Raw genomic sequence first — 7,820 nt, forward strand, 5'->3', positions numbered from 1 at the left:
ACGAGACCGATGTCGGAGTCCGGCGAGGCGAGGACCGCGAGCGAGGAGCCGTCGCTGATCGCCATCAGGAACAGGAACCCGCGCTCCATCTCCACGACGGTCTGGTTGACCTCGCCGCCCTCGAAGATGCGGCTGGCGCCGGAGGTCAGCGAGGTCAGTCCGGAGGCGACGGCGGCCAGCTGGTCGGCGCGGTCCCGGGGGAAGCCCTCCGACATGCACAGCAGCAGACCGTCGGCGGAGACCACCACGGTGTGGGACACCCCGGGGGTGTTGTCCACGAAATTGGTGATCAGCCAGTTCAGGTTCTGTGCGGCCTGGCTCATCTGGATCAACTCAACGCTCCTGGTGCTCGGGGCCGAAGCCGTTGTTGCCATCGACGTCGGACCGCCCGCCACGGGCTCCCCGGTAGCCCTCGGACGTCCCGCCGAAGTCGAAGCCCGGCCGCTGCTGCGACGCGGGACTGCCGAAGCCCGGCTGCTGCGTCCCGGCCTGGCGGCCCTGCTGGATGCCGCGGCGCAGGTTGGTCAGCCGGCCGCGCACCTCCTCGGGGCTGCGCGAGACCTGCGGACCGGTCAGCGGGCTGGCCTCGGCACTGCCGGAGACCAGGTTGGCCTGCGGGGTGCGGCGCGGCAGCCCCGAGGTGGTCAGGCCGTTGGTCTGCGGCTCGCGCATCTGCTCGGCCCGGCGCCAGCGCTCGTCGTTCGCCGACGAGCGCCACGGCGCGTCCGGGTCGCCCTGCGGCTCCGGCGCGGGGCCGCCCGCCGGAGCGGCGCCGAACGGCGCCGCCGGGCGCTGCTGCTGCGGTCGGCCCTGCCCCGGCTGACCGCCCTGCCCCGGCTGACCGCCCTGGAACGGCTGGCCGCCCTGGAACGCCTGGCCCTGCGGACCGGTCGGGCGCTGCGGCGCGGCCGGACGCTGCGGCAGGCCCTGGGACTGCGGGCCCGGCGCCTGCGGACGCTGCCGCTCGGCCGGCTCGCCCTGCGGACGCTGCCGCTCGGCCTGCGGCCCCTGCTCGACGAAGCCCGGCGCGGAGGTGCCGGGGCGCTGCGGCTGGTACGACGGACGCGGCCGGAGCTGCTCGCGGCCCGGTGCCGGAGCGGCCTGCGCCCCCGGCCCGGACGGCCGGTCGCCGGCGGTCGGCAGCGCCATCGGCTGCGGACGCTCCGCGAACTGCGGCTGCTGCGGCTGCTGCTGGGACTGCGGTGACCGCGGCGGGACGCCCTGGCCCACCGGGTCCGGCAGCACCGGCTCCACCAGGCCGAGGCCCAGCGGGTCGCGCGGGTCGATGTCGGACGCCTCGAACCGCGGCCGGGCGAACCCGCCGGACTGCTCGGTCGGAGCGGCCTCCAGCGGCGCGGCCGCCTGCTGCTGCGGCAGCGGACGGCGCTGCGGCTGCTCGGCCCGCCCGTGGTGCTGGGCCGGCTCGCCGCCCGGACGCTGCTGGCCCTGCTGCAGGCCGCCCTGCGGACCCTGCGGGCCCTGCGGACGGCGCTGGCCCTGCGGACCGCCCACCGGCGGCTGACCCGGCTGGCCCGGTCGGCCCGGCTGCGGACGCCGCGGCGGCAGACCGCCGCCGGGGCCGCCCGGGAAGCCCGGTCCGCCCTGGACGCCCGGGGCACCCGAGGCGCCCGGCACCCGGCGCGGCGGCAGGCCGCCACCGGCGGGCGCACCCGCGCCCGGACCGGCCGGGGCCGACGGGCCGGGCCCGGCCGGACCCGGGTTGTCGCGCAGCGACTGGCCGACCGAACGGGTCGGCAGTCCGCCGGTGCGGCCGCCCTGGGCCGCACCGGTGCCGAACGCGCCGCCCGGGCCGAACCCGCCGTCGCCCGGCTGGCCGCCGGACGCACCGGGCCCGCCCGGCGCGCGCCGCGGCGCACCCGGGCCGCCGGGCGCACCGGCGGGGGAGAACAGGTCGGGGCTGCCGCCGGCCGGGCCCTGGCCCAGCTGGGGACGGCCCGCGGGGTCCTGCGGACCGGACTGGCCGAGCGGGGTGCGCCCGCCGGGCAGGTCGCCCGCCGGGCGGCCCTGCTGGCGCGGCGTCGGCGCCAGGCCGCGCTGCTGCTTGCCGCCGGCCTGCCCGGCCCCGGCGCCCGCACCGGGCCGGTTGCCGCGCCGTTCGGCGGAGTTGGTGACGTCGACCGGGAGCATGACCAGCGCGGTGGTGCCGCCGGAGTCGGACGGGCGGAGCTGGATCCGGATGCCGTGCCGCAGCGACAGCCGGCCGACCACGAACAGGCCCATCCGGCGGGAGACGGAGACGTCCACGACCGGCGGGTTGGCGAGGCGCTCGTTGATGTCGGCCAGGTCGTCGGGGGAGAGGCCGATGCCGGTGTCGTGGATCTCGATCAGCACCCGGCCGTCCGGCAGGGCGTGGCCGGTGACCCGGACCCGGGTCTGCGGGGAGGAGAACGAGGTGGCGTTCTCCAGCAGCTCGGCGAGCAGGTGGACGAGGTCGTTGACGACCCGGCCGGCCACCTCGGCGGTGGGCACCGAGGCCAGCTCGACGCGCTCGTACTGCTCCACCTCGGAGGCCGCGGCGCGCAGCACGTCGACCAGCGGGACGGGGCGGGTCCAGCGGCGGCCCGGGTCCTCGCCCGCGAGGACGAGGAGGTTCTCGCCGTTGCGGCGCATGCGGGTCGCGAGGTGGTCGAGCTTGAACAGCGAGGCCAGCTGGTCCGGGTCGGCCTCGCGGCTCTCCAGCTCGGAGATCAGCGACAGCTGGCGCTGGATCAGGCCCTGGCTGCGGCGCGAGAGGTTGGTGAACATCGCGTTGATGTTGCCGCGCAGCAGCGCCTGTTCGGCGGCCAGTCGGACCGCCTCGCGGTGCACCATGTCGAAGGCGTGCGCCACGTGGCCGATCTCGTCGGCGGAGTCGACGCCGACCGGCTCGACGGTGACGTCGACGTCGTGCGGGTCGCTCTCGGAGAGGGTCTTGACCAGCTCCGGCAGGCGGCGCTCGGCGACGTCCTCGGCGGAGGTCTGCAGGCGGGTCAGCGAGCGCACCATCGAGCGGGCCACCAGGGCGGCGCCGGCGATGGCGACGATGAGCACCAGGCCGACCAGCGAGGCGTTGATGACCGACTGGGTGTCGGCGTCGGACTGGAGCTGCTGGGCCTTGCCGTTCAGGTCCTCCAGCAGCTTCTTCTCGATGGTCCGCTCGGCGTTGATCTTGGCCGTGGACTCCTCGTACCACTGCTGGTAGCTGACGCCGTCGGTCTGCTTGATGCCGTTGGGGTTGAGGACCGCCTGGGCGAACCGGTCGGCCTCGGCGACCACCTTGTTGTAGCTCATCGAGGAGCGCAGCGAGCGGGCCGGGCCCTCGCCGTACAGCGCGGTGAAGTTCTCCATCGCGTTGTCCTCGGCGGCCCGCAGGCGGACGCCGAAGGTCTCGTCGGAGGCGGAGAAGTTCGGCGGGTCCTGGGCCAGCGCGGCGGAGATCAGCGCGCGCTGCATCGAGCTGGCCTCCTTGGCCAGCGAGAACTGGTACAGGGTGCGGGTGGACTTGACCAGCTCGGCGGAGTTCGAGGTGATCGCGATGTCCTGGGCGGCGCCGATCAGGTCGTTGATGATCACGTTGTAGTTGGTGATCGTGGCCTGGATGTTATTGGCGTCCTTGAACGCGCCCTTGCGGGCCCGGGGGAGCGAGTTGAGGTCCTTGCGGACCTGCAGCAGCAGGGTCTTGGAGCCGGCCAGGTCGAGGTTGTCGAACTTGTCGGCGGCCGCGTTGAACTTCTTCGAGAGCGCGGTGCTGTCGGCGTACGCCTGCTGGATGTCCTTGTCGGTGTCCGCGTCGCCGCCGTGCGCCACCGGGCCGGCCGCGATGTCGCGCTCGGTCTGCAGGGCGTCGGCGAGGTCGGTCGCGGTCCGGGCCAGCTCGGCCAGGTCGCTCATCTGGGAGAGCTCGCGGGAGTTCTCCATCGAGCTCTGCACGCGCAGGCCGCCGAAGACCAGCGCCACGATCACGGGCAGGAAGAGCAGCGCGATCAGGCGGGTGCGGATCCGCCAGTTGCGCATGGCGAAGCGGCTCAGGCCGGTGGCCCGGCGGCGGTTCAGCGTGCCGCGGAGCCTGGCGCGGCGGCTCCTGCTGTCGGCAGGCGTGTCGCCGCCCTGTTCGTGCGGCGCGCTGTTCGCGCCCGGCGCACCGGTGTCGGCGGCGGGTTCGGCGGGGGCGCCGAAGGGCCGCTCGCCCTGCCCCGTCGTCGCCGGTGCGGCCTGGTGGGGGCCGGCCACGGGCTCCCGCGACTCCGGGTCACCCGCGGCGCCGCTGCCCCTCTTGAAACGTCCCTGCACTGGCGTCGCAACCTCTGGACCGGGCGCCCTTCCCCGCCGGTGCGGAGATAGGGCGGTGTCGAGTTTTTCCGTGGCATTCCAGCACAGCGGGGGAAGTCCAACAAGGGCCGTTACGACACGGTGTCCTGGGCCACCCTCCGCGCGCGGCGTCTCACGTTCCGTGGTGCATCGGCCGGGGAATACGGTCCTTTTCGGACACTTGACGCGAGCGGGTCAATGAACGTCAAGATCGACTTGTGCGCGGAATGTCCGGGATATCCCCAATGGCGCATTCCGGCATTGGTCCGGAATCGTCACCTCCGCCCCCTTTGGTCCGACAATTGTGAGCAAAATCACAGTCGAATGTGTAGCTTCGGTCACGGCCGCTGTGGAATGGGCTCCCTAACCTGGCAGGGTTGATCTGAGCCTGCCCAGTTGCGGGCCCGCGCAAAAGCGCAAAAATCCGTTCGAGCGAAACAGGGGTGCTGACGCACATGTCCGACACGACCGAGCAGGCCACCGGCGCCACCCCGAGCACCGGCTCCACGGCCAACCCGCGCCGCACCACCCTGGCCTCCGTCGCGGACTTCTCCGAGCTGCCCGGCTCCGCCGCCCCCCGCACCCCGCGCGCCTACGCCGCCACCCTCCCGGCCAGCACGGCCAACCCGCGCCGCACCGTCCGCTGACCGCCGCCCCGGCCCCCCGCCTGCGGCGGGCGCGGTCGCCGCGCCGATAACCTGGTGGCACGAGCCGGGCCCGGTACTGCGGGCCCGGCCACCGTCCGGGAGCGTCCGGGCGGCCGACGAACCGAGAGGTTGCAGGGCTGTGCGTATCGCCAGGTTCTCCGTCCGTGAAGGGAGCCCCGCGGCGGGCTCGGTCTCCTTCGGCATCATCGAGGGGGACGCCGCGCAACCCGACTCGCTGGTGGTGCACACCCTGGCCGGCCACCCCTTCGGCACCCCGCAGCCGACCGGCGAGACCCACCGCCTGCAGGACGTCCGGCTGCTGGCCCCGATGCTCCCCAGCAAGATCGTCGCGGTCGGCCGCAACTACGCCGCGCACGCCGCCGAGCTGGGCAACGAGGTCCCCGCCGTCCCGCTGACGTTCTTTAAGCCCTCCACCGCCGTCATCGGCCCCACCGAGTCGATCGCCTACCCGCCGTTCTCCGCGGACGTCCAGTACGAGGCCGAACTCGCCGTGGTGATCGGCCGGATGTGCCGGGAGGTGCCGCTGGAGCGCGTCCCCGAGGTGGTCTTCGGCTACACCTGCGCCAACGACGTCACCGCCCGCGACGTGCAGCAGCGCGAGGGCCAGTGGGCCCGCGCCAAGGGCTTCGACACCTCCTGCCCGCTCGGCCCGTGGATCGAGACCGACCTCGACCCCGCCGACCTGGCCGTCACCTGCACCGTCAACGGCGAGCTCCGCCAGGCCGGCCGGACCTCCCAGATGGTCCGCTCGGTCGCCGAGCTGATCGTGCACGTCTCCGAGGCGATGACCCTGCTCCCGGGCGACGTCATCCTCACCGGCACCCCCGCCGGCGTCGGCCCCCTGAACATCGGCGACGAGGTCGCCGTCTCCGTCGAAGGCATCGGCACCCTCTCCAACAAGGTCGTCAAGCGATGAAGGAAGCAGCGAGCGTGACTAGTGCAGACAACAGCGGCTCCGCCGCGGGGAAGAACCCCGACGTGCGGGTCCGCTTCTGCCCCTCCCCGACCGGCAACCCGCACGTCGGACTGGTCCGCACCGCCCTGTTCAACTGGGCCTACGCCCGGCACAACGGCGGCACCCTGGTGTTCCGGATCGAGGACACCGACGCGGCCCGCGACTCCGAGGAGTCGTACCGGCAGCTGCTCGACGCGATGCGCTGGCTCGGCTTCGACTGGAACGAGGGCCCCGAGGTCGGCGGCCCGCACGCCCCCTACCGCCAGTCGCAGCGGATGGACGTCTACGCCGACGTCGCCGAGCGGCTGCGCGCGGCCGGCCACGCCTACCCCTGCTACTGCACCACCGAGGAGCTCGACGCCCGCCGCGAGGCCGCCCGCGCCGCCGGCCGGCCCTCCGGCTACGACGGCCACTGCCGCGACCTGACCGCCGACCAGGTCGCCGTGTACGAGCAGGAGGGCCGGCAGCCGATCCTCCGCTTCCGGATGCCCGACACCACCCTCGCCTTCGACGACCTGGTCCGCGGCCCGATCTCCTTCGACCCGAAGGACGTCCCCGACTACGGCATCGTCCGGGCCAACGGCGCCCCGCTGTACACCCTGGTCAACCCGGTCGACGACGCCCTGATGGAGATCACCCACGTCCTGCGCGGCGAGGACCTGCTCTCCTCGACGCCCCGTCAGATCGCCCTGTACGCCGCCCTGGCCGACATCGGCGTCGGCAACGGCACCACCCCGCGCTTCGGCCACCTGCCGTACGTGATGGGCGAGGGCAACAAGAAGCTCTCCAAGCGCGACCCGCAGGCCTCGCTCAACCTCTACCGCGAGCGCGGCTTCCTCCCCGAGGGCCTGCTCAACTACCTGGCCCTGCTGGGCTGGTCGCTCGCCGAGGACCGCGACATCTTCGACACCGACGAGATGGTCGCCGCCTTCGACCTCGCCGACGTCAACGGCAACCCGGCCCGCTTCGACCTCAAGAAGGCCGAGCACATCAACGCCGAGCACGTCCGCCGCCTCGCCCCCGAGGAGTTCGTCAAGCGCCTGGTGCCCTACCTCCAGGCCCCCGGCCTGCTCCCGGCCGAGCCCACCGCCGAGCAGCTCGACCTGCTGGCGAAGGTCGCCCCGCTCACCCAGGAGCGGATGGTGGTCCTCTCCGAGATCGTCACCATGGCCGGCTTCCTGTTCGTCGCCCCCGCGGACTTCGCCGTCGACCCCGAGGACGCCGCCAAGGTCCTCACCGCCGACGCCCGCCCGGTGCTGGAGGCCGCGGTCGAGGCGCTCACCGCGCTGCCCGACTTCACCCCCGAGCCGATCCAGGCCGCGCTGCGCGCCGCCCTGGTCGACGGCCTGGGCATCAAGCCGAAGTTCGCCTTCACCCCGCTGCGGGTGGCGGTGACCGGGCGCCGGGTCTCCCCGCCGCTGTTCGAGTCGATGGAACTGCTCGGCCGCGAGGAGACGCTGCGCCGGCTGCTCTCCGCCCTGGAGCTCCTGCCGGCCTCCTGAGCCGGCCCCCGAGCCGGAACCGGCCCTCCCCGGGCCGACCGCCGGACACCCGCGGGGCACCTGCGGGCCGTGTCGCTGACCTGGCCCGCAGGTGTCCGGCGCGCTGCCTGCGGTTATCGATTTTGGAGCGGGGCGGGGCGTCGGGTAATGTTCTTTCTGCGCCGCCCGGGCAGGGAGGCGCAGGACACCGAGGAAGACCCCGCAGAGGGGTTGAACTCTGGTGGGGTATGGTGTAATTGGCAGCACGACTGATTCTGGTTCAGTTAGTCTAGGTTCGAGTCCTGGTACCCCAGCGCAGTATCACTGCAGGTAAGCCCCCGTTGTGTAGTGGCCTAGCACGCCGCCCTCTCAAGGCGGTAGCGCCGGTTCGAATCCGGTCGGGGGTAC

5 protein-coding genes and 2 tRNA genes are annotated in these 7,820 nt (G+C 73.6%); 5 read left to right on the forward strand and 2 right to left on the reverse strand.

Annotated elements, in window-relative coordinates; all coding sequences use genetic code 11:
- Together K353_RS33355 and K353_RS33360 are read right to left on the reverse strand one after the other, a co-directional pair.
- A partial coding sequence (locus K353_RS33355) for a roadblock/LC7 domain-containing protein (protein WP_111557226.1) occupies positions 1-323 on the reverse strand: 323 nt, incomplete at its 3' end.
- Positions 324-333: 10 nt separating this feature from the next.
- Positions 334-4,230 (reverse strand): nitrate- and nitrite sensing domain-containing protein, encoded by a 3,897-nt coding sequence (locus tag K353_RS33360; RefSeq protein WP_233533998.1) that lies wholly within the window; start codon positions 4,228-4,230, stop codon positions 334-336.
- Positions 4,231-4,763: 533 nt separating this feature from the next.
- Between K353_RS33360 and K353_RS33365 the strand changes: the two genes are divergently transcribed.
- The 5 genes from K353_RS33365 to K353_RS33385 all read left to right on the forward strand — a co-directional run bounded on the left by K353_RS33365 (position 4,764) and on the right by K353_RS33385 (position 7,819).
- Positions 4,764-4,955: a hypothetical protein gene (locus K353_RS33365; protein WP_111557223.1), complete on the forward strand. Its 192-nt coding sequence runs from the start codon at positions 4,764-4,766 to the stop codon at positions 4,953-4,955.
- 139 nt (positions 4,956-5,094) lie between these two features.
- Positions 5,095-5,892 carry a fumarylacetoacetate hydrolase family protein gene (locus K353_RS33370; protein WP_111557224.1) on the forward strand — a complete coding sequence of 266 codons (798 nt, stop codon included), beginning with the start codon at positions 5,095-5,097 and terminating at the stop codon, positions 5,890-5,892.
- Positions 5,889-7,433, forward strand: a complete 1,545-nt coding sequence (gene gltX, locus K353_RS33375; protein ID WP_370447699.1) for a glutamate--tRNA ligase — start codon at positions 5,889-5,891, stop codon at positions 7,431-7,433. Before K353_RS33370 ends, gltX begins: the two co-directional genes overlap by 4 nt.
- Before the next feature lie 221 nt (positions 7,434-7,654).
- A tRNA-Gln gene (locus K353_RS33380) sits at positions 7,655-7,726 on the forward strand.
- Positions 7,727-7,746: 20 nt separating this feature from the next.
- Positions 7,747-7,819 (forward strand) — tRNA-Glu (locus K353_RS33385).
- Position 7,820: the final 1 nt, after the last annotated feature.

It is taken from the genome of Kitasatospora sp. SolWspMP-SS2h, from assembly GCF_003259315.1.
In the GTDB taxonomy this organism is placed as follows: domain Bacteria; phylum Actinomycetota; class Actinomycetes; order Streptomycetales; family Streptomycetaceae; genus Kitasatospora; species Kitasatospora fiedleri.